At 40.0% G+C, this 19369-nt stretch carries 18 protein-coding genes; 11 read left to right on the forward strand and 7 right to left on the reverse strand.

What is annotated here, in order from left to right; all coding sequences use genetic code 11:
* Positions 1-340 precede the first annotated feature (340 nt).
* Positions 341-856, reverse strand: coding sequence for a 5-(carboxyamino)imidazole ribonucleotide mutase (gene purE, locus BC008_RS44825; RefSeq protein WP_027846864.1), 516 nt, complete (start codon positions 854-856; stop codon positions 341-343).
* A gap of 342 nt (positions 857-1198) precedes the next feature.
* On the opposite strand from purE, the gene nagA reads away from it, so the two are divergent.
* The gene (nagA, locus tag BC008_RS44830; RefSeq protein WP_036269010.1) at positions 1199-2389 is read left to right on the forward strand and encodes an N-acetylglucosamine-6-phosphate deacetylase; all 1191 of its coding nucleotides are present in this window, start codon (positions 1199-1201) and stop codon (positions 2387-2389) included.
* Positions 2390-2449: 60 nt separating this feature from the next.
* Here the strand turns inward: nagA and BC008_RS52410 are convergent, their stop codons facing one another.
* Positions 2450-2581 (reverse strand): hypothetical protein, encoded by a 132-nt coding sequence (locus BC008_RS52410; RefSeq protein ID WP_268768298.1) that lies wholly within the window; start codon positions 2579-2581, stop codon positions 2450-2452.
* 158 nt (positions 2582-2739) lie between these two features.
* Here BC008_RS52410 and bchM point away from each other — a divergent pair, with 158 nt between their 5' ends.
* From bchM to BC008_RS44845, 3 genes are all read left to right on the forward strand, one after another.
* Positions 2740-3429, forward strand: a complete 690-nt coding sequence (gene bchM, locus BC008_RS44835) for a magnesium protoporphyrin IX methyltransferase (protein ID WP_027846086.1) — start codon at positions 2740-2742, stop codon at positions 3427-3429.
* Positions 3430-3472: 43 nt separating this feature from the next.
* Positions 3473-3937 (forward strand): hypothetical protein, encoded by a 465-nt coding sequence (locus BC008_RS44840; RefSeq protein ID WP_063800877.1) that lies wholly within the window; start codon positions 3473-3475, stop codon positions 3935-3937.
* 309 nt (positions 3938-4246) lie between these two features.
* A complete protein-coding gene (locus BC008_RS44845) occupies positions 4247-4741 on the forward strand; it encodes a hypothetical protein (protein WP_027846087.1) in 495 nt (164 codons plus the stop codon).
* 284 nt (positions 4742-5025) lie between these two features.
* Here BC008_RS44845 and BC008_RS44850 read toward each other — a convergent pair whose 3' ends face one another.
* The 4 genes from BC008_RS44850 to BC008_RS44865 form a co-directional block, all read right to left on the reverse strand.
* The gene (locus tag BC008_RS44850; protein WP_027846089.1) at positions 5026-5634 is read right to left on the reverse strand and encodes a flavodoxin domain-containing protein; all 609 of its coding nucleotides are present in this window, start codon (positions 5632-5634) and stop codon (positions 5026-5028) included.
* A 75-nt stretch (positions 5635-5709) separates the two neighbouring features.
* Positions 5710-6444, reverse strand: coding sequence for an SDR family oxidoreductase (locus BC008_RS44855; protein ID WP_027846090.1), 735 nt, complete (start codon positions 6442-6444; stop codon positions 5710-5712).
* Between the two features lie 303 nt (positions 6445-6747).
* The gene (locus tag BC008_RS44860; protein WP_027846091.1) at positions 6748-8214 is read right to left on the reverse strand and encodes an aldehyde dehydrogenase family protein; all 1467 of its coding nucleotides are present in this window, start codon (positions 8212-8214) and stop codon (positions 6748-6750) included.
* 93 nt (positions 8215-8307) lie between these two features.
* The gene (locus BC008_RS44865; RefSeq protein WP_201026242.1) at positions 8308-9336 is read right to left on the reverse strand and encodes an MBL fold metallo-hydrolase; all 1029 of its coding nucleotides are present in this window, start codon (positions 9334-9336) and stop codon (positions 8308-8310) included.
* Between the two features lie 665 nt (positions 9337-10001).
* Between BC008_RS44865 and BC008_RS44870 the strand changes: the two genes are divergently transcribed.
* Positions 10002-10877 (forward strand): LysR family transcriptional regulator, encoded by an 876-nt coding sequence (locus BC008_RS44870; RefSeq protein WP_027842378.1) that lies wholly within the window; start codon positions 10002-10004, stop codon positions 10875-10877.
* Positions 10878-11412: 535 nt separating this feature from the next.
* Positions 11413-11793 carry a DUF423 domain-containing protein gene (locus BC008_RS44875; RefSeq protein WP_027842377.1) on the forward strand — a complete coding sequence of 127 codons (381 nt, stop codon included), beginning with the start codon at positions 11413-11415 and terminating at the stop codon, positions 11791-11793.
* Positions 11794-12927: 1134 nt separating this feature from the next.
* Here BC008_RS44875 and katG read toward each other — a convergent pair.
* Complete coding sequence (gene katG, locus BC008_RS44885) at positions 12928-15123, reverse strand: catalase/peroxidase HPI (RefSeq protein ID WP_027842375.1); 2196 nt, start codon at positions 15121-15123, stop codon at positions 12928-12930.
* A gap of 653 nt (positions 15124-15776) precedes the next feature.
* Here katG and BC008_RS44890 point away from each other — a divergent pair.
* The 5 genes from BC008_RS44890 to BC008_RS44910 all read left to right on the forward strand — a co-directional run bounded on the left by BC008_RS44890 (position 15777) and on the right by BC008_RS44910 (position 19173).
* Entirely contained in the window at positions 15777-16295 is a 519-nt protein-coding gene (locus tag BC008_RS44890; RefSeq protein WP_027842374.1) for a phycocyanin subunit beta, read from the forward strand.
* Between the two features lie 78 nt (positions 16296-16373).
* Positions 16374-16862: a phycocyanin subunit alpha gene (cpcA, locus tag BC008_RS44895; RefSeq protein ID WP_027842373.1), complete on the forward strand. Its 489-nt coding sequence runs from the start codon at positions 16374-16376 to the stop codon at positions 16860-16862.
* Between the two features lie 244 nt (positions 16863-17106).
* Positions 17107-17925, forward strand: coding sequence for a phycobilisome linker polypeptide (locus tag BC008_RS44900; RefSeq protein ID WP_027842372.1), 819 nt, complete (start codon positions 17107-17109; stop codon positions 17923-17925).
* Positions 17926-17979: 54 nt separating this feature from the next.
* On the forward strand, positions 17980-18840 hold the full coding sequence (locus BC008_RS44905) for a phycobilisome linker polypeptide (RefSeq protein WP_027842371.1): 861 nt from the start codon (positions 17980-17982) through the stop codon (positions 18838-18840).
* A gap of 75 nt (positions 18841-18915) precedes the next feature.
* A complete protein-coding gene (locus BC008_RS44910) occupies positions 18916-19173 on the forward strand; it encodes a phycobilisome linker polypeptide (protein WP_058184869.1) in 258 nt (85 codons plus the stop codon).
* The last annotated feature ends 196 nt before the right edge of the window (positions 19174-19369 follow it).

Consider the following 19369-nt stretch of genomic DNA (forward strand, 5'->3'; position numbering starts at 1 on the left):
AGACTGTTTTCTTGCATCTGAATATATTCCTTGGGTCTGATAATGTATTAACCATCACCTTTTTGTATTTATTCAGCAAGCCCTACCTAGTAGTGAATACAAAATATTAGAAGAATATTGTCTTGAAAACTAAGAAACTAAAAGACAAGTTATTCGTACCTTTATCCGAAATTTAAAATGACTATGGTCGCTGAAGTTATTGAAAAATATATTAATGACTCACATCATGGCTAATATTCACGGCAATCGAAATTGCCGCCAATTATTGAGTATTATTACTCGTTTCTGGGGAACGGATTACGCCCTGATTGAAATTTAGGGGCTTCCCCTCGATATTTTCTTATGATTTTTGTAAATATTTTTGATAACCTAACTCATCAAGTCGTTCTTGTTTAGCCATCACAGAGTCATTCAAACTTTGACGGTACTGCTGTATTTTTTCTAATAATTCTGGTTGCTGTGTGCCAAGAATTTGTAATGCTAATAGTCCGGCATTTTTAGCATTACCGATCGCAACGGTCGCGACAGGAATACCCCCCGGCATTTGAACTATAGAATAAAGCGAATCAACTCCTTGTAAGTTGCGAGTTGCGACGGGAACGCCAATAACTGGTAGAGGTGTTAAAGATGCAACCATACCGGGAAGATGGGCTGCACCGCCAGCCCCTGCAATAATTACTTTTATCCCGCGCTCATGTGCTGATTGGGCGTATTCAAACATTCGTTGGGGAGTGCGATGGGCGCTAACGATTGCAACTTCTGTGCTTACATTAAATTCTTCACAAATTGCGATCGCAGCTTGCATGGTGGGCAAATCTGAATCACTGCCCATAATGATACTAATAAGAGGGTTCATAGGGGATTAGGGATTGGCGACTAGGGACTGGGGATAGCACTGCGTGCCGCCTTGCGGCATAGAGCCTACGGCGTCGGCAGATCCGCAGGTGACGGCTCCGGATCCGTAGGTAGCGCAGCTATAGGTAGCGCAGCTATAGTCATAGCCTCTGCCGACTGGGAAAAAGTAAGAAAATTTCTAACCTATTGTGTTCGGGTATACTTCCGCTAAGTGCTAACGTAATGGAGCAATTACGTAAATTTTGCGTAAGTCCCATAATAGATGACCGCAGGTCATATGTTTACTTTTTACTTGCGCGTAGCGCCATAATCGGTTCATATTTAGCGATTTTTGCCAAAATTCATGATTCAAAACCAAGATAATCTTAATCTTATACCTAAACCTTTTAATATTATTAACGCTCGGTTACCGGGTTCTAAAAATTTACATACGCTCTTTATTAACCGTGAAGGTAATGTGGAGCAAATACTTCCAATGGATGCAATCCTTAAACAGGAACCTATAAGTGATTTACAAATATTGGACTTTGCTGGTGACTGGGTATCTTTAGGTGGAGTAGATTTACAGATTAATGGTGCTTTGGGTTTAGCATTTCCAGATTTGTGCTCGGAAAATGCCGATATGTTGCCAAAAATATCGCAGTTTTTGTGGAAAATGGGGATAGATGCATTTTTACCAACTTTAGTAACTACCTCTGTAGAAAATATTCACCGTTCCTTAGCTGCGATCGCTAATGAAAAAGAAAAAACTGAAAGCAGCGCTAAAATTATCGGAGTTCATTTAGAAGGTCCATTTTTAAACTCCGAAAAACGGGGCGCTCATCCTGAAGAATACTTGTTACCCCTAACAGTAGAAGAAGTAAAGCGGATCCTAAGCGATTATACTCATTTAGTAAAAATAATTACTATCGCTCCTGAATTAGATACAACTGGAGAAGTAATTCCATATTTAATTTCCCAAGGAATTACCGTTAGTTTGGGACATTCTCAAGCAACAGAAGTCCAAGCAAGAAAAGCTTTTGAGCAAGGTGCAACAATGATAACCCATGCTTTTAATGCTATGCCACCACTGCACCATCGCGAGCCTGGTTTATTAGGTGCGGCGTTATTAAACGAAAGAGTAATGTGCGGTTTAATTGCTGACGGTAAGCATGTTTGCCCAACGATGATAAATATATTATTACGTGCGAGCAAATTCGCCGGTGGAATTTTCTTGGTTAGCGATGCTTTAGCACCTTTAGGATTACCTGATGGTACTTATCCTTGGGATAGCCGGGAGATAGTGGTTAAAGATGGTACTGCTCGACTGCATAATGGAACTTTATCTGGGACAACTTTACCCTTATTGGTGGGAGCACAAAATTTAGTTAAGTGGGGAATTTGCGATGTTGAGACTGCAATTGAATTAGCGACAGAAGCACCGCGCAAAGCCATGAATTTACCAGGTTTAAATGGTGGTGCAATGGCAAATAAATTGACTCGATGGCATTTTGATGAGAAGAGTAAAGAACTATCTTGGCAGCGTTTGGAGTAATGAGTAATAAGTAATAAGTAATGAGTAATAAGTAAGGAGTAATAAGTAATAAGTAAGGAGTCAGTTACTCATAAATATGTTCTTCCAAATATCTAAATACCTAATACCCAAACTTACACTACTTTCTAAACTTCCCAAACTCCTCACACTTCCCACACTTCCCACACTCCCCACACTCCCCACACTCCCCACACTTTCCTAATCACCACACTCCCCACACTTTCCCAATCCCCTTATGACGCTTTCGCGTCACGCTGAGAACGCGCTGCGCGAACGCTAACGCTAATCCCCAATACCCCAATTCATGATACGTTTAAGCATTGAAACCACTAAACTAAATTTCGACTTTCATGAACGCAGCTGACGATAAAACAATTGTTAAGGATTATTTTAATTCCACAGGCTTTGACCGTTGGAAGCGTATCTACGGTCAAGGAGAAGATGTCAATAAAGTTCAACTAGACATCCGCACCGGACATCAACAAACTGTAGATAAAGTTATAGGTTGGCTGCAAGCGGATGGTAATTTGTCAGAAATATCTGTTTGTGATGCTGGATGTGGCGTTGGTAGTTTAAGTATTCCCCTAGCCCAAGAAGGTGCAAAAATATTTGCTAGTGATATTTCTGAAAAAATGGTCGAAGAGGGGAAACAAAGAGCTGCAAGTAATTCTAAAAGTAGTGAAAATATAACTTTTAATGTCCAAGATTTAGAAAGCTTAAGTGGAAATTACCACACGGTTGCTTGTTTAGATGTGCTGATTCATTATCCCCAAGATAAAGCAGACCAAATGATTTCCCATTTGTGTAGCTTAGCAGAATCACGGGTCATTCTAAGTTTTGCTCCCAAAACTCCAGCTTTATGTATTCTAAAGAAAATTGGAAGTTTCTTCCCCGGTCCAAGTAAAGCTACTCGCGCCTACTTACACCGCGAAGCAAAAATTGTCAAAGCCTTTGAAAATAATGGCTTTCAAGTGGGAAGAAAGGAAATGACTAAAACTCGCTTCTATTTTTCTCGCCTGTTGGAAGCTACGCGTAAGTAAGGTTAAGATCGCGGCAAGATAGGTAGTGTCTTCTGCTGCGATTATGAAATTTTTAAAAAAGATAAGTGCAGCTTGTTTGCTGTCAATAGGATTCTTATTTGCAATGTACGGCGTTGCTCAAATGCCGGAATTAGCAAATGAAGAACAGACCCATGAGTCAAAGCTTGAGATTAGAGAAAGCTTTTTTATGAGCATGGGTATTAGCGTACCAATGCTAGCAGGCGGAGGATTAATGCTTTGGAGATTACACCAAAGGAATAAAAAGCAATTGCGCGATCGCCTAGATCGGATTTTTTACCGGATATTGAAAATTAATCAAGGAAAAATAACTATCTTAGAATTTGCAATGGAAGGTAATCTTTCTGGAGAAGAAGCCAGAAAATACCTTGATACCAAAGCTAAGGAGTTTAACGCCCATTTTGAAACTGATGATAAAGGGCATATTAATTATCGTTTTGAAGTTCCGGTAAGTTTTTTCTATATTCCCAGTCAAATTGATTACTCATAAATAAAAAAGATATTTTTATTTATTAACTACGATTCCCAACGAAAAATCAGCTAAACTATAATTCAGAGAAAAACTACAGAAAGATCGAAATTAACGGGACAAAGCTATTTGTCAATCTATTTAATTTATCAGCTTAATCTACCAGTTCATTTTACAAAAATACACTAATCCAAAGTGTATTTTTTGTGGTACGTATTCTAAGTTAGAGGTATAAGTGCCTTAAACTAAGTGTGAATTCGTTTTTTCTTTCTGGAAGCTTTTTGCAGCAAGAGTTAAAATCGCAGATAAAGTAAAAATTTCACATGACCTATGAAGACTGCTGAAAAGTTCGCTGCAGGTTGGTTGTTGATACTTGGATTTATATTTTTAAGTTTATCTATTTCGGCAAAATTAGAAAAAGGTGTTTTTGAAAAAGCACTTAACAGAACTCCGGATCGATTTGAATTTGGTGTTCCAGATGACGAATTGATAGATGCAATTGAGGAAAAAAATAATCAATTTGTTGGAGGTCTTGCTTTTGGCTTACCCACATCAATTTTGGGAGGTTGGTTAGCTTTATCCTTATACCGTGACAAACGACAGCAAAGAAATGCGTTGAATCAAAAAATTAACGAACAGCTCCAATCAACTTTTTACCGCATGGTTTTGGAAAATGAAGGACGAATTACCGTTTTGAAATTTGCGATGCACTCCCAATTACCCCCTGCTACAGCAAGGGAATATCTTGACCAAAAAGCTAAAGAATTCAATGCTGATTTTAATGTCAACGAAGATGGAGGAATATCTTACTATTTCGATGTCTAATGGGAATTGGCAATTTTTCCGCAATAACAAATTCAGCACTTTTGATTTGCGGGACTCATATCTTGACAATAACCAAGCTACAAATATTGCTTCTTCTTTTGCTAATAAATCTGCTATTTACTGAAACTTCGATCTTCAGTGAATTTAAAAACAAAACTACGCCTTATAGAAATCAAATCCAGTTTTATAATATCAAGGATGTGAATAAGTCTTGAAAATTTGTTGCTTGGTTATCGCCACAAGATTTGCAACTTTAATTTCTAATTTCTATAAGGCGTAGATCGCTAACTGATAAACAGTTTTAAAACTTCAGGGGGAGGTGCAATGTTACCTTTGGCAAATAAATTTTTACCTTGGAGTTCTTTCGTGATACGGGCAATATTAGCTCCGTGATGATAGCCAGCTTGAGTCATTTCTTCCGTAATTCCCACAGGTTCCATTAGCGCTCCTCCAGAACGTCCATTTGGTCCCCAGTGCATTCCAGCGACGCCAAATCCAGGAGTCGTTTTCGGAAGGGTAACAATAATCATGCCACAACCAGCCATTGCACTTAGCATTCCTAACTGTGCGAGTTCGCAACCAGCGCCCATATTTCCGTATCCACCACCAACGGTAAATACTCCACCGACTTTACCTACCAATTCATCGGTTAGCCATAACTGTTCGAGAGTGTCTTCGATGAATTTTTTAATCCGAGCATCAGCAGTACGGTGACGAATGGGAGAACCCATAATTAAAGCGTCACAATTTTTGACATCATCTTTCGTTGCTCCATCGGAAGATTTGAGGGTAACTTCTGCTGCTTCGACAGAGCTAGCTCCGTCAGCAACTGCTTGAGCCATTTTTTGAGTATTGCCGAGACTTGTTGTATAAACTATTAAAATTTTTGTCATGAAAATAATCTAATTGTCCCGTTCAATAAATAATAATTATTAGTTTTTGGGTGTAAGCGCGATCAGATTACTGCGCTATACGTAACCACCACCTACTTGAAAAACATGTCCAGTCATCCAGCGACAATCATCGCTGACAACAAAAGCAACAACATCAGCAATATCTTTCGGTTGTCCGATACGATTAAAAGGTGACTGTGCTGCTGCTGCTTGAGCGTCATCACCAGAATTTGCGTACATTTCGGTTTCGGTAGGACCGGGAGAAACAACATTAACTGTAATATTGCGATCGCCTAATTCCATCGCTAATACTTTACTCATTGATTCTACTGCTGCTTTAGAACCAATATAAAGACTAAAACCAGGTTGGGGACGTACTACCAAACCGCTAGAAACAGTAACAATACGACCATTGTCTTTAAGTCGTTTAGCAGCTTCTTTCATGCAGAAAAAAGTACCTTTGGTATTTAAACCAAACACCTTATCAAAAGCTGCTTCATCCATTTCTGCTAATTTACCAACATCCCCAGTACCGGCAAAGTTCACCACTATATCTGGCTTTCCTAATTGTTGCTCAGTTTGCTCGAATAGCTTAACGACATCTGTGCTAACGCTCAAGTTTGCTTGGAGAGCGATCGCTTCACCATTTTGCTCCTTGATTTTGCTTACTACTTTCTCTGCAGCATCTTTACTACCACCGTAATGAACAACGACTTTAGCACCAAGTTCGGCAAGTTTTAAACAGACAGCAGAACCTATACCGCCAGAACCACCAGTAATGATGGCGATTTTTCCAGAAATTGTATTCATTTCACTATTATTCCTTGTTGAGTCATTAACCTAGGTTGCTAATTACAAATATTAGACTTTTAGATTTCCCCTACTGCCTTTCTAGGGGGGGAAATTAGACCCAAGTCCCCCTTCTTTAGACTGATTTAGGGGGACTCAAGAGAATTTGAATTAAAAAGTTTTGCTTATAATTAGCAAACTTGAGTTGTGATTTTTTAGATATTTTAGAGCGCAGTCAGACTTGTGTCTTGTCTTTCATTGTCGCGATTAGTCTTTTCTTGCTGTCTCACCTTTACGTAACTCATTTAACAAAGCACCACATTATTATTCTGAAGATATTAAGGAAGGTTTTTCCGAAACAGTGAACCAACGCCACTGGGTATATTCATTCCAATTTACGTAGCTACCATAACGTCCACCATTACCAGATAGTTTTACCCCGCCAAAGGGCACGTAAGCACTATCATCAGTAGTGCGATCATTAATATGGATCATTCCGGTGTGAATTTGTTCGGCGACGCGAGTCGCTCGTGTGGGCGAGCCAAAAACTGCTCCAGAGAGACCGTAGGGTGTATCATTAGCTTTGGCAATCGCTTCAGAGTCTGTATCGAAGACAGTAATAGCGGCAATCGGACCAAAGATTTCTTGTTGCCATGCTTGCATTTCGGGAGTTACATCACTCAAGACAGTGGGATAAAAGAAAGAACCTTTTGCTTCACCACCCAAGTGTAATTTAGCTCCTTTTGCTACAGCATCTCGGACAATTTCTGTTTGACGTTTTACGGACCCTGGCTGAATCATTGGACCATAAAAAGTATCGGGATTGGTTACAGGATTATCAACAACTAATTCCTTCGCAGCAGCGACAAAACGCTGGAGATATTCGTTGTATAGACTGCGATGTACTAAATGTCTGCCCGCAGTCATACATGACTGTCCCCCAAAGTAGAAAGTGCTAAATATGGCATTGGAAATCAGCGCATCCATATCTTCCACGTCATCAAGTACTACCAAGGGATTTTTACCGCTACCACTAACGGAAACTTTTTTGAGGGAGCGACTTGCAACTTCCGCAATTTTTTGAGCAGTTGAAGAAGACCCTGTAAAGTGAACCATTGAAATATTAGGATCGCTTTCGAAAGCCTCATTATCTTTACCCCTAGCAGGAATTACATGGAGCAGTCCATCGGGGAGACCTGCTTCTTCAAACAGACGGGCGAAAATAAAACCACCACAGACAATAGAACTGGGATGGGGTCTCAACAATACAGCATTTCCGGTAGCGATGGCAGGAGCTATAACTCGTGCTGCTAATATCAACGGTACGTTGGAGGGTGTAATTGCTGCCACGACTCCATAAGGAACTCGCATACCGTAACTTTTACGATTGGCTCGGTCTGCTAAGAATGTCCCAAAATTTTGAGTAGGGTAAGAAGCAGCTTCTAAAAATTCATCAGAACAAAAGTTAATTTCAAACTGGGCTTTGGAGCGAGTCGCACCAATTTCGTACATGGTCCATTCGCAGATTTCATCGGCATATTGATGTAACAGGGTATCGACTTTAATCAAAAGCGATCGCTTTTCTTCTGGGGGAACTTTTACCCATTCTTTCTGGGCTTTGGCAGCTATTTTGGCAGCTTTAGCAATGATTTCGGCAGAACCAAGAGCAACTTGTCCGATTGTTTTTTCCGTTGCAGGTTCAATGATATCCATTTTTTTGACGCCGTCTCTCCAGCCTTGACTGTAGAGCTTACCGTCCATTTGATCCCAATTCAAAAGTTTATCAGCCATGATTTTATTAGTAGGTAAAGCAAAGCAATTAAGAATTAAGAACTAAGAATTAAGAGCTAAAAACTATGAAACTATGAATTACGAAGGTATGAATTACGAAGGTTTAAACTCCCACTGAATCGGCTCCCATTCGTAATGGTCGCTGCGCGCTCTCACATGACCTATTCCCGGAAATGGCATATGGGGAACTAACAATAACTGACGGTCGCGACTAAATTTTTTTAAGACTCGCTGACGGGTCGCAACTCCCAAAGCAGGATCGACATCAAATCTGACTTCCCAGTCTGGATGCTCTAAATTGAGAGGATCGCTGTAGAAAACATCGCCAGTTACGGTTAACTGTTCCTTACCGGAAGTAATTAAATAAGCAGATTGTCCTGGAGTATGACCCGAAACATCAACAGCTTCGATTCCTGGTACTACTTCATTTCCTGGTTGAAATAGAGTGACGCGATTAGCCATCGCTTTAAGCTGTGGTTTTACTGCATCAATTGTTTGCCGTTTGTACTCTTCGTCTAGTAAAGAATTAGGCATCTTCACAGTAGGTGCAGTCCAGAAATCCCACTCTTTCTTTGCAAGATAGTAACGGGCGTTGGGAAAATTCAATTTTCCAGTTGTGGTAGTAATACCGCCGACATGGTCTGGATGAGCGTGGGTAATAATGACCGTATCGATATCTTTGGCTTTAACTCCACTAGCTTCAAGATTAGCAACCAGTTGACCGACTGTACCTTGCCCAGTTTTACCCGCACCCATATCAATTAAAACTTTATTCCTACCTGTATTTAAATAGAGAACATTAACGTAAATAGATAGTTCTTTGGGTGCTAAAAAGTCTTCTCTTAAAGATGCTTCAATTTCTTTTGGATCAGCATTTGGGAGAAAAAAGGTTGGGGGAAAAGATAAGTTTCCGTCACTAACCGACATTGCATTCCACTTACCAATTTTGAAATGATATATAGCAGCGTTAGTTATTGGAATAGAAGATCGATTTTGAGCTTGGAGCAACTGAGTTGTTCCCAGTGCAAGAGAAAATACGACAACTATCAAAAAACCACACACCAAAAAAATTGCAATCTTGAATAATTTTGATGTGGTCAGACGATCATAGAGATCGTTCACCTTAAAAACCTCCTCTATATTTTTGACTGACTACGTCGGAAGGAAGAGGGAAGAAGGAAGAAGTGTAATAAATTTATATGCAGATAATCCTTCTTTCTATTGCTAACGTAGCGCTTTTAGCTGACGCCGACGCTGCAGGCTCTAGCGGCGCTGCGCGAGCGGTATGACTTCGCTTACGCTGTTATTTTAAGTAAACAAATATAAATAAAAGTGTCTATTTGTTTTTTGCATAATTTGTACTTTTCTTGCTCAAACTTGACAAAATATTCATTATTATCCGCCTTCGGCGGAAGGCAGAAGTACGAGGGCAGAGGGCAGAAGGAAAAACCTGGTATAAAAACTAAAACTTCTTGCCTATTACTAACGTAACGCTGCGCTAACCGCCACTGGGGTTTAAAACCCCACCGTCTTACGGTGTCCACAATTAGTTGGGGTTTAAATCCCCATCTAATTGAACTTCTGCCTTCTGCCTCCTGCCTTCTGCCTTTTTTAATTTCCTCATACTTGTTATTTTTTCTATGTCACGTTCGGAGTGATAATATCGCCAAGAGCGCTAACTTAATTGTTTTATTTGTAGTAATTGTCCCTTTGTTAACGTACAGAATTGGTTTGTTTTTGTCCAATACCAAACTTGTACCCAACTGATACTTTTAAGGTATATATAAATGGAACTTCGCCAACTACAATACTTTTTAGCTGTAGCCGAAGAATTAAGTTTTATTCGAGCAGCAGAACGCCTTCAAATGGCTCAACCACCTTTGAGTCGCCAAATTCGTCAGTTGGAGATTGAATTAGGTATAGAACTTTTTTATCGCACCAAGCGTCGAGTTGAATTAACTAACGGAGGTCAAGCATTTGTAGTAGAAGCGAATCAAATACTTGCACGCATTGAGCAAGGAATACGAGTCGCACAGCGAGCTAGTAGAGGTGAAATTGGTCAGCTAACAATAGGTTTTGAGGGTTCTTCTACTTATGATGTGATTCCTAAATCCTTGAAAATTTACCGAGATCGTTTTCCCCAAGTAGATCTTGCAGTTTTTGCAATGACCACAGAAGAGCAGATAGAGGCTTTATTCAAAGGGGATATTGAGTTAGGATTTGTAGTGTCGCCCCTCAATGATAATCGATTAACTATTGAAACCATCTTAAGCGAGTCTTTGGTCGTAGCTTTACCAGAAAATCATCCCTTAGTTACTCAAAGTGAAGTGGAAGTAGAGCAACTAGAAAACGAAGCTTTTATTACTTTTCAAAGGAATCGGGGCTGCGGAATTTATGATCGCATAATTGCTGTTTGTCAAAATGCTGGTTTCAGCCCTAGAGTAATTCAGGAGGCTGACGAAATGCAAGTAATATTAGGTTTTGTGGCTGCTGGACTGGGAATTAGTTTGCTATCAGCTTCCGTTGAAAATTTTCACAGACCAGGGGTAACTTACCGAAAGTTACATTCATCTACACCGAAGGTATCTTTAGCTTTGGCTTGGAGAAAAGAGAACTCATCTGTTGTGCGACAAAATTTTATTCAGGTTGTAAAGGAATTTTAAGCGGATACTTGTCTACGTGAATTGCTCGCTAGGAAATAATTTTCCGCCTTTATCCTGATTGGCATAATAATTAATTTTCCTGCTATCGCAGCTATCCTCTAAGTAATAATACTAGATAATTATTATCTAAATTGTTATTTACGTTTTCACTGAGCAATATTTACTACGCAAACCAATGTTGTTCGATTCGAATTCGCACAGCATAGACATACAAATGTACTGTTTTAATAAGTCTATGAAGCCTTTTTGGCAAAGTGAGACACGTCTATTATTCTATTGACGAATATTTTTATGGGCAAAGTCGATCTAAATCTGCCTGCGACCGTGATGGAAAAATTTTAACTGCTACTATAGTTTTTGACATTCTCCCACGGCTCATCCGGCGTAAGCCACCCCACAGGGTAGGTGCACCTATTCATCCCACGACTAAAAGCCGTGGGCTTTCTACTCCGAGGCTGTAAAGCAGTCCTTAAATAACAGTAAAAAAATAATTTTCTTGCTACGATCCATAGAAGAATAAGTTGCATTTGGCAATATGACCCAATTTTTTTTAAGTTTAGCGGCTGTTTTCGGTGGTTTATCTGTTGCTGCTGGAGCTTTTGCATCCCATGCTTTGAAGGAAAGAATTAGCGAACATTATTTAGAAGTTTTTCAATTAGGTGCTCGCTATCAGATGTACCATGCTTTAGCTTTGTTGTTCGTAGCAGTGTTAATGACACGTGCTCAACCTCCTGAGGGTGTACTTATCGCTAGTGGTTGGCTTTTCATTATCGGCACTTTTATTTTTTCTGGTAGCTTGTATTTGTTGAGTTTAACTGGAATCAAGTATCTCGGTGCAATTGCACCTTTGGGAGGAGCAGCTTTTATTGCAGGTTGGGGTGCTTTGGCTTTTGCTGCTTGGACCGTTAAATTTTAATTGGTAGTTGGTAATAGGTATATTGCGTTTGGCAAAAAACTTACAAAATTGACTTGTAAAATTTGCTTACAAAATTATTCAAAGTTCAAAGTCCCATAGTTCAAAGTCCCATAGTTCAAAGCCCCATAGTTCAAAGTCCCGTAGTTCAAAGCCCCATCTTTGCAGTGTGAAGATTTCTGCATGCTTTATGGGGCTAACTGTGTTTTCTTGGTATGAGCGAAACTCCTAACAAGTCTATAATTCCACAAGCAAGGAGTAAAAAAATCTTGGTGGTTACTCGGGTAAATGAATAAATTTTTGAGAATAGCCACACCATCAAAACAAATGTAAACCATTGAATTGCGGAAAGAAACTCAAGCAGGATAATACAAAATTTTTGAATATGACTAACTAATTTATTGCTAGATTGTATCTTTTTTGTAGAGGTCGAGTGTGTCGATATATTTATAGTAGAAGCTTGTGGTAAGACGAACAACCACAAAACAACAACAAAAACTATGATTCCAACTACAAATAGTTTCAGAAAGCGAAAGACTTTATTAGATAGATGTGGTTCTCTATTTATTTGAGATCTAAAAAAGGATATTGTCCCTAATATTGCAGAGATTAAAGAAATTGTAAATTCAATAATTTCCAGCATATTTATTTTCTGACCAGTAACAAGAATTTGGCTTGCTTTGCGATCTATGCTCTGATAAAAAATCGGATCTTGCTTGAAACTTACTCTCTATCAAACCCCTTCTGTAAATGTTGGAATTTCTCCAACACTCATTTATAGTGTTTGGATTGGAGTAAACATTTACAATCTGTGCATGCAAAATCCACGAATACAAAATTTATCCATCAATTTCATTGTACTGATAGCCTCCAAAATAGATATATTGTATGTAGTTGTTTAGTTATTTGTTAGAAATTTGTAGTTTATTTGGATTTGTGACATTTTTAATATACAGAATTAATAAGTTGGATAATAGTACACTTGAGGGTAATTTTTTAGTTCGTAGATTAAATTCACTACTTCTACAGGACTCTCAACAAATTATCTTTTCTTAAATGAAACCTCAAGCAATCATTCAGATAAGATGATTGCTTGAGGCGATGCTTAGAAATCTTCGAAGACCATTTTCCCTAAGACTAGGAAAGATCGAAGCGATCAAGATTCATCACTTTATTCCATGCTGCCACAAAGTCGTACACAAATTTTTGCTGTGAGTCTTCACATCCGTAAACTTCAGCAATAGCTCGAAGTTGAGAGTTTGAACCAAAGATGAGGTCAACACGAGTACCGACCCACTTAAGTTTACCTGTTGCGCTATCGCTCCCTTCAAACAAATCTTCAGCTTCAGAGACAGCCTTCCAGGTCACACCAAGGTCGAGTAAGTTCACGAAGAAATCATTGCTCAATGTCTCTGGTAGCTTGGTAAAAACACCATATTGTGTCTGTCCAAAGTTTGTATTCAAGACACGCATACCACCGATTAGAACCGTCATCTCAGGCGCGGTCAGATTCAGCAACTGTGCCCGATCCACCAGCAGTTTCTCTGCTGGTATGGTGTATCCATCTTTGAGATAGTTGCGGAATCCGTCCGCTATCGGTTCAAGGACTGCGAAGGAGTCCACATCCGTTTGCGCCTGCGATGCATCTGTACGTCCCGGCTTAAAGGGAACCTTGACATCATAACCGGCATTTTTCACTGCTTGCTCAACAGCTGCACATCCACCTAGAATGATTGTATCAGCAAGGGAAACCCTCTTCCCGCCAGACTGAGAATCATTGAAGGTTCTTTGGATTGCTTCCAGAGTCTGCAGCACAGTAGCTAATTTTTCCGGTTGGTTAACTTCCCAATCCTTCTGCGGTGCAAGACTAATGCGCGCTCCGTTTGCCCCACCGCGCATATCAGAGCCACGGAAAGTTGAGGCTGATGCCCAGGCAGTCGAAACCAGTTGGGAAATAGATAGACTTGAAGCAAGAATTTGTCTTTTAAGCATAGCGATATCCTGCTCATCAATCAATTCATGAGTGACTGCAGGGACTGGATCTTGCCAGATTAACTCCTCCGATGGAACCTCAGGACCCAGGTAGCGTACGCGGGGTCCCATGTCGCGGTGTGTTAGCTTAAACCATGCACGGGCAAAAGCATCTGCAAACTGTTCTGGGTGCTCAAAGAAGCGCCGTGAAATTGGCTCGTAAATGGGGTCCATTTTCATCGCCATATCTGCTGTGGTCATTATGGGAGCATGCCGCTTTGATGGATCGTGTGCATCAGGCACCGCATTTGCAGCAGCACCTCCCTTAGGAACCCATTGGTGTGCGCCAGCAGGACTTTTTACCAGTTCCCACTCATAACCGAAAAGATTTTCAAAGTAGTTATTGTCCCATTTCACCGGGTTGCTAGTCCATGCACCTTCGATCCCACTAGTAATCGTATGAACGCCTTTGCCGCTACCAAACCTGTTCTTCCAACCCAGACCTTGTTCCTCAATGGGAGCTCCCTCGGGTTCGCGACCAACAAGTGTCGCATCGCCAGCACCATGACATTTGCCGAAGGTATGACCACCAGCAACAAGCGCAACAGTCTCTTCGTCATTCATTGCCATCCGTCCGAAGGTTTCACGAATATCTCGACCTGAAGCGACTGGGTCAGGACGTCCATTTGGACCTTCCGGATTCACGTAGATGAGACCCATTTGAACTGCACCTAACGGATCTTCGAGTTCGCGCTCACCAGTATAGCGTTTGTCACCAAGCCACTCAGCTTCAGAGCCCCAGTAAATATCTTCTTCCGGCTCCCAAACATCTTCACGCCCACCTGCGAAACCAAACGTTTTGAATCCCATCGACTCCAAAGCACAATTACCAGCAAGGATTATTAGGTCAGCCCAAGAAATCTTCTTCCCATATTTCTGCTTAATTGGCCAAAGCAAGCGGCGAGCCTTGTCAAGATTTCCATTATCAGGCCAACTGTTGAGAGGCGCAAAGCGTTGGGTCCCAGTACCAGCACCACCGCGACCATCACCGATGCGGTATGTACCAGCGCTGTGCCAAGCCATCCGTATAAAGAGTGGCCCATAGTGACCATAATCTGCTGGCCACCACTCCTGGGATGTAGTCATTAACTCGAAAATATCTCTCTTCACCTCATTTAAGTCGAGACTCTCAAATTCCTTGGCATAGTTAAATACATCACCCATGGGATTAGACTTAGAGGAGTGCTGGTGGAGAATTTTTAGGTTCAACTGATTGGGCCACCAATTTTGGTTAGATGTTCCACTGCCAGCGGTAAATTTCCGAGTCATACCGGTGAATGGACATCCACTTTGAATAGTCATAATATCTCCTTTGGTGTGTATGGTGCGAATTCTTTTTGATTTTCTACTGATATACCTAAATAGGCAAGATAACTCTTAATCATATTATTTTTCATTACCATGATTAATATTGTATGGTAGGAAAAACTTTATCTGATAGGCAATATTTACTAACAAGTTAAGACTATCTATTAAAAGTACATTGAATCAAAAATGATGTCTACCATGATGGGATTTGTTCCATAAATAAGCCCTAAAAGGAGAAAATAATGTAACTATGGGTGTAATTTTGTTTACACTCAAAAAAATAACGACGAGAAATACTTGACTGGTTTCATAAGACTGGAGAACCTGTATCAAGCTGGTAGCTCTAGTCAAAAGATATTTGTTACTCAAAACTACTTTATTTTAAGTTTTAGTTACACAAAGAAACAATTGTTTAACATTTGCTAATGCAATTGCACCAGAATTGCACAAAAACTTTGGTTATATAGTTATAGTCCGAAAGCCGCTGAATTCCTAACTTGAACGCAAAAAATTAATGTTTTTTGAGTCAAGCGAGAAATCGAATTCACTCAGTTCTATCCTTAGCTAACCCTCAGTTTTTTGTGAAAAGTTAGGTTTCAGCTTTCTAGAATTCCATTTGTGCGATTAGATATATAGGGGATACTTAGATGTTAGATGCATTCACCCGGGTTATTTCCCAAGCTGATACTCGGGGTGTTTACCTTAGCAACGAGCAATTTGACGCCCTCAGCAATATGGTTGCTGAAAGCAATAAGCGTATGGATGTAGTTAATCGCATCACAGGTAATGCTTCAACTATTGTTGCTAATGCTGCTCGCGCTTTATTTGCCGAACAACCCCAGTTGATTGCTCCTGGTGGTAATGCTTATACCAGTCGTCGTATGGCTGCTTGTTTGCGAGATATGGAAATTGTCTTGCGCTATGTTACTTACGCTGTTTTTGCTGGTGATGCTTCTGTTTTAGAGGATCGCTGTTTGAATGGTTTACGAGAAACCTATGTTGCTCTGGGAGTACCTGGCGGTTCTGTTGCTGAAGGTATTAATAAAATGAAGGAAGCTGCGATCGCAATTGCAGGTAACAGAGAAGGTATCACCCCTGGGGATTGTAGTTCTTTGATGTCTGAATTGGGTAGTTACTTCGACCGTGCAGCATCAGCAGTTGGTTAGTAGTTTTCAAAGCCAACATAGATATTTCTTGTATTTCAATAGCAAATAGTAAGTCAAATTTCCAAAGGAAAATTATCGATGAAAACTCCAATTACTGAAGCAGTATCTTCCGCTGATTCCCAAGGTCGCTTCCTTAGTAGTACCGAAATTCAGGTTGCATTTGGTCGTTTTCGTCAGGCTAGTGCAAGTTTAGAAGCTGCTAAGTCACTCACTAACAATGCGGATCGTTTAATTAATGGTGCAGCACAAGCTGTTTATCAAAAATTTCCTTATACGACCCAAATGCAAGGAGCAAACTATGCTTCAACCCCTGAGGGTAAAGCTAAATGTGCTCGAGATATTGGTTACTACTTACGTATGGTTACCTACTGTCTTGTAGCTGGAGGTACTGGTCCTATGGATGACTACCTGATATCGGGAATTGCTGAAATTAACAGTACTTTTGAGTTATCTCCAAGCTGGTACGTAGAGGCTCTCAAATATATTAAAGGAAACCATGGTTTAAGTGGTGATCCTGCTGTTGAAGCAAACTCCTACATTGATTACGCGATCAATGCTTTGAGCTAGAACTTTAAGCTAAAAATTTCTCATTGCTCGGCGTTACAAGTAGCTATCAGTTAAAGTCTATTTATCAGTATTTACTAGATACTTAGCTTTTAGATATTTTCTTGTAATTCCGAGCAATACCAAAAAAATAATCTTAAGAAAATAAATCTCGTTCGTGGCGCAGACATAGGATTCAATAAGCAAAATCCAGGAATACAATCTAAGAAGACATAATTTAGAAAAGCACAATCTAGGAGTAAAATCAGTGGCAATTACTGCAACCGCATCTCGTTTAGGAACTTCTGCATTTAGCGATGAAACTCCTTTAGAATTGCGTCCTAACTGGAATCAAGAGGATGCAAAATTTGTCATTAATGCCATTTACCGACAAGTTCTAGGGAACGACCATCTGATGCAATCTGAGCGTCTCACCAGTGCTGAATCTTTATTATGTAATGGTGCAATATCTGTTCGCGAATTTGTACGCGGAGTCGCGAAGTCGGAACTTTATAAATCAAAATTTTTCTACAATAATTATCATCCACGCACAATTGAGTTAAACTTCAAACACTTACTCGGTCGCGCACCTTACGACGAATCTGAAATTATTTACCACCTAGATATTTATCAGAATCAAGGCTTTGAGGCAGATATCGATTCTTATATTGACTCTGAAGAATATAACGAAAGTTTTGGCGATAATATTGTACCTTACTACCGTGGTTTTTCTAACCAACCAGGACAGAAAACCGTCGGTTTTACCAGAATGTTTCAGCTATATCGGGGTTATGCTAACAGCGATCGCGCTCAAGGAAATAAAGGTCGCCCTAGTTTAACTTACGAATTAGCTCGCAATATGGCAAATCCCATTCGTACCCCAGATATGGGACAAGCGTTGAGTGGAGTTACTGCGACTGGTCGAGGAAATTTATATCGCTTGCGGGTAAGCCAAGGAGCGCGGGGACGTGCGCCCCAATTAAGACGTAGCATTAAGGAATATGTTGTTCCCTACGAAAGACTTTCTGGAATTTTACAAAATTTGAACAAGAATGGCTGTCAAATTCTTAGCATTGAAAATGCCTAAGCGAGGATTAATTTTGGCACATCTAAATTTATACTTATAGGGGAGAATAAAAACGTGGCAATTACACAAGCAGCATCCCGTTTAGGAGTTTCTGCATTTAGTCAAAGCAAACCTGTAGAGTTACGACCTAACTGGAGTAACGAAGATGCTCAAATCGCCATCCAAGCAGTTTATCGACAGGTACTTGGTAATGACTATATTATGGCTTCTGAGCGTTTAATTAGTATAGAATCTTTGCTATGTAATGGTTCGATTACGGTGCGGGAATTTGTACGGGCTGTCGCTAAATCGGAACTGTATAAGTCTAAATTTCTTTATGGTAGTTTCCAGACCAGAACTATTGAGTTAAATTTAAAACATTTGCTTGGTCGCGCTCCTTACGATGAATCAGAGGTAATTTATCACCTTGACCTGTACCAAAATAAAGGTTTTGAGGCAGATATTGACTCTTATATTGATTCTGCGGAATATGATGAAAATTTTGGTGATGATGTAGTACCTTTTTACCGAGGTTTTTCTACCCAGTTTCAGCAAAAAACAGTTGGTTTTACCCGGATGTTTCAATTGTATCGGGGTTACGCCAATAGTGATCGCGCTCAGATCGCAGGTACTAAGTCTCGTTTAGCAAAAGAATTAGCATCTAATAAAGCTTCTGCGGTGGTCAGTCCTTCGGGAGGTGGTGATGGTTGGGCTTATCAAGCTTCTAACCAAGGTATTGCTCAAAATAAAACTTTTCGGAATTCTAATCGGGAAGGTCGCGTTTATCGTATAGAAGTTTCGGGGATGAATTTACCGAGATATCCAAAAGTACGACGTGTTAGTAAAGCATTATTGGTTCCCTACGAACAGCTATCAGATACTTTACAACAAATCAATAAAATGGGTGGCAAAGTTGCGAGTATTACTTTGGCGTAAGTAATTCTAGCATGAGTCAGTCTGGCATAGATTAAGTCTGATATTTATATAAAAGTATCTGAGGGTATTTAAGAAATGTTGGGAAAATCTTTAATCGGTGGTAGATCGAATTCCGTTTCAAGTAACCGTATTTTTGTTTATGAGGTTACTGGATTAAGACAAAATGACCAAAATGATGCTAATAGCTATCCTTTCCGTACTAGTGGTAGTGTTTTCATTCAAGTTCCTTACAGTCGCATGAATGCAGAAATGGTTCGTATTACTCGTATGGGAGGAAAAATCGTTGGTATTCGTCCTCTCGATGCGGTAGAAAACAGTACTCCATCTGAGTAATTGGTTGCAATCTTAAACTTTATATTTTGTGAAGACGATCTAACCCTCTCCTAGCCTCCCCTAGGGAAGAAGGGTTGGGTTGTCTGTACCGGATTTTGACTTTTCATAATAAATCTTTCATGACAAAAGTGAAAGGACACACAAACATTCACACATCCTTATTTTCATTTAATGGGTTAATTTTGATTAACTTTTA

Source organism: Mastigocoleus testarum BC008 (assembly GCF_001456025.1).
Classification (GTDB): domain Bacteria; phylum Cyanobacteriota; class Cyanobacteriia; order Cyanobacteriales; family Nostocaceae; genus Mastigocoleus; species Mastigocoleus testarum.

What these genes read in the sequence shown, in the direction of transcription:
- BC008_RS44855 (WP_027846090.1), bottom strand. Translation starts at nt 6,444, where the DNA reads ATGAATACAATTTCTGGAAAAATCGCCATCATTACTGGTGGTTCTGGC.
- BC008_RS44850 (WP_027846089.1), bottom strand. Translation starts at nt 5,634, where the DNA reads ATGACAAAAATTTTAATAGTTTATACAACAAGTCTCGGCAATACTCAA.
- katG (WP_027842375.1), bottom strand. Translation starts at nt 15,123, where the DNA reads ATGACTATTCAAAGTGGATGTCCATTCACCGGTATGACTCGGAAATTT.
- BC008_RS44910 (WP_058184869.1), top strand. Translation starts at nt 18,916, where the DNA reads ATGTTGGGAAAATCTTTAATCGGTGGTAGATCGAATTCCGTTTCAAGT.
- bchM (WP_027846086.1), top strand. Translation starts at nt 2,740, where the DNA reads ATGAACGCAGCTGACGATAAAACAATTGTTAAGGATTATTTTAATTCC.
- BC008_RS44845 (WP_027846087.1), top strand. Translation starts at nt 4,247, where the DNA reads ATGAAGACTGCTGAAAAGTTCGCTGCAGGTTGGTTGTTGATACTTGGA.
- BC008_RS44890 (WP_027842374.1), top strand. Translation starts at nt 15,777, where the DNA reads ATGTTAGATGCATTCACCCGGGTTATTTCCCAAGCTGATACTCGGGGT.
- nagA (WP_036269010.1), top strand. Translation starts at nt 1,199, where the DNA reads ATGATTCAAAACCAAGATAATCTTAATCTTATACCTAAACCTTTTAAT.
- cpcA (WP_027842373.1), top strand. Translation starts at nt 16,374, where the DNA reads ATGAAAACTCCAATTACTGAAGCAGTATCTTCCGCTGATTCCCAAGGT.
- BC008_RS44840 (WP_063800877.1), top strand. Translation starts at nt 3,473, where the DNA reads ATGAAATTTTTAAAAAAGATAAGTGCAGCTTGTTTGCTGTCAATAGGA.
- BC008_RS44875 (WP_027842377.1), top strand. Translation starts at nt 11,413, where the DNA reads ATGACCCAATTTTTTTTAAGTTTAGCGGCTGTTTTCGGTGGTTTATCT.
- BC008_RS44860 (WP_027846091.1), bottom strand. Translation starts at nt 8,214, where the DNA reads ATGGCTGATAAACTTTTGAATTGGGATCAAATGGACGGTAAGCTCTAC.
- BC008_RS44870 (WP_027842378.1), top strand. Translation starts at nt 10,002, where the DNA reads ATGGAACTTCGCCAACTACAATACTTTTTAGCTGTAGCCGAAGAATTA.
- purE (WP_027846864.1), bottom strand. Translation starts at nt 856, where the DNA reads ATGAACCCTCTTATTAGTATCATTATGGGCAGTGATTCAGATTTGCCC.